Origin of the sequence: Massilia psychrophila (assembly GCF_002760665.1) — a bacterium.
Lineage (GTDB): Bacteria > Pseudomonadota > Gammaproteobacteria > Burkholderiales > Burkholderiaceae_D > JAFCUW01.
Genome location: NZ_PDOB01000078.1, coordinates 1 through 2485, shown reverse-complemented (window position 1 = coordinate 2485; position 2485 = coordinate 1). Strand labels below are relative to the sequence as shown.

The 2485-nt window shown below is 58.4% G+C and carries 3 pseudogenes; all 3 read left to right on the top strand.

Features of this window, described 5'->3' with window-relative positions:
- Positions 1 to 128: 128 nt before the first annotated feature.
- Positions 129 to 293: pseudogene (locus tag CR103_RS22360) on the top strand (IS1380-like element ISTro1 family transposase); the annotation flags it as partial.
- A gap of 53 nt (positions 294 to 346) precedes the next feature.
- Positions 347 to 1908 (top strand): annotated as a pseudogene (locus CR103_RS21670) (IS3 family transposase).
- Between the two features lie 30 nt (positions 1909 to 1938).
- Positions 1939 to 2485 (top strand): annotated as a pseudogene (locus CR103_RS22355) (transposase); the annotation flags it as partial.

The following is a 2485-nucleotide window of genomic DNA, read 5'->3' as shown; positions in this document are numbered from 1 at the left end:
GAATTTCTGCGTCATCCGCTCCTGCCTCGACACGCTGCGCAAACAAGGCCACGGCATGCTCGACGTCTTGCGGCGCGCCTTCAATGGCGATCCAATTCGGCTCGCTGCATAGCGGCTAAATAGTCACGATGAATTTTAAGCCAGAACAGCTCCGCTTTGCTTCCATTCCGGGTTTTTCAGTGCGGGCCGACGTCGAAGGCGGGGCGTTGTCGTCCGATGTCGGGCCACTGCTGCTCAATGGGATAGACCGCCAGATTGGCCTGACCAAGCGGCTCTCGGCGGCGCTCACCGACCCCCTGTGTCAGACTAGTTGTCGCCTCTAGATTTTATCCAAATAGAGGCAAATATGATAACAAGACATTCCCCGGCATTTGTAGAACAAGCACTGGTCAAGGTATTCTCCCGTGGCGGCAGGAGCGTGCAGGCAGTCGCGGACGACATCAACGTCAATTACCATACGCTTAAAAATTGGATGACGAGGAAAGTAGTGGCAGACAAGAACACCCCGGCGGTGAAAGAGAAGCGACCACAGGACTGGAGCGCCCAGGAGCAACTGGTGGCATTGCATGAGACCCACGGGATGGCCGGCGAGACGTTGAGCGCGTGGTGTCGCGAACACGGTATCTTTCCTCATCATTTGACTGAGTGGCAAGCGGCTTTTTGCGCTGATAAAAAATCGGCACCGGCGGATTCAAAAGCGCTGCGTTCCCTCAAGGACGATAACGAGCGACTGCAACGAGAGGTGCTGCGCAAAGACAAAGCACTGGCGGAGGCGGCAGCGTTACTGATCCTGCAAAAAAAGTTCCGGGCGCTCTGGGAGGACGAGGTCAAATGACCGCGCTTGCAGAGCGGATAGAGGTGATGGCACTGGTCGCTGATGCGGTCAAGGCCGGCGCACGCCAGGACAGCGCCTGCGCGGCGATCTCGTTCAGCGAACGCACGCTGCAACGGTGGCAACGCGACATGCAGCGGGGCGATCAACGGCCAGCGCGTGTGCAGAAGCCGAGCAACAGGCTCAGCGTAGTCGAACGCGGGCAACTGCTCGCTGTTGCCAACTGCGCCGAGTTTGCGAACCTGCCGCCCAGCCAAATCGTGCCACGTTTGGTTGATCAAGGTATCTACCTGGCGTCGGAGTCGACGTTCTACCGGGTGCTGAAGGAAGAAAAGCAGTTGAGCCATCGCGGCGCAGAACGTCCTGCACAGACGCGTAGTAAGCCCCGGGCGCTGGCGGCAACTGCCCCTGGTCAGCTGTACAGTTGGGATATCACGTACCTGCCCACGCCGGTAAAGGGCGTTTATTTCTACCTGTACTTGTTCATGGATATCTTTAGTCGCAAGATCGTAGGCTGGCAGATTTATGATGTGGAAAGTAGCGAGCTTACTGGCGAAGTGGTGCGCGACATCTGCGCACGAGAGAACATTGCGCCTGACCAGGTCGTCCTGCATTCGGACAATGGTAGCCCGATGAAGGGAGCGACCATGCTGGCCACACTGCAAGCGCTGGGCGTGATGCCGTCGTTCAGCCGACCATCGGTAAGCAACGACAATCCGTTCTCGGAGTCGCTGTTCAAGACCTTGAAATACAGACCGGCCTATCCACGCGCTGCATTCGACAGCCTGCTGGCAGCACGGCAGTGGGTTGGCGGCTTTGTTCACTGGTATAACCATGAGCACCGCCACAGCGCGATTCAGTTCGTGACGCCAGCACAGCGCCATGGAGGTTTAGACGTGGCGTTACTACGCAATCGTGACGAGGTGTATCAGGCAGCAAGGACAGCACATCCAGAACGCTGGAGCGGCGATACGCGCAACTGGAGGCCAGTCTCCATCGTGCATCTCAATCCAGACAAAACGAGCAGCAACGGCGTTGAATTAGAAGAAAACACTCTGCTTAAAAAAGCAGCATAATTATGAAATTAGGCGACAACTAGCTTGACGGCCACCGCCGACCGACGTCACGCCAGCTACGTCACCCATTCGCAACACGACATCCTGACCCAGCGGGTCTATCAGATCGCCAGCGGCTACGAGGACGGCAACGATTGCACTGCGCTGCGCCACGACCCGATGTTTCGTCTTGGCTCGGGCCGTGCCCCGTTCAACGACGAGGCGGCATTGGCATCGGCTTCCACCATCTCCCGTTTCGAACATGCGGCCCGGCGCAGGGATATTTTCCGCCTCAGCAGTGCGCTCGTGGACCAGTTCATCTCCGGCTACGCCACCGCTCCGGCCGTGCTGGTGCTCGACATCGACCACACGCAAGATCAGGCTCATGGCCAGCAGCCATTCGCATTCTGCAACCACCACTATGGCAGCACCTGTTATCTGCCGCTGGTGATTTTCGAGGGCCTCAGCGGCGCCTTGGTGGCGGCCGTATTGCGCTCGTCCATGCGTCCGACCGGCGCCGAGAATACGATGATCCTCAAGCGAGTGCTGGAGCGCATTCGCCGCCATTTCCCCGACACGCATATCCTGGTGCGCGGCG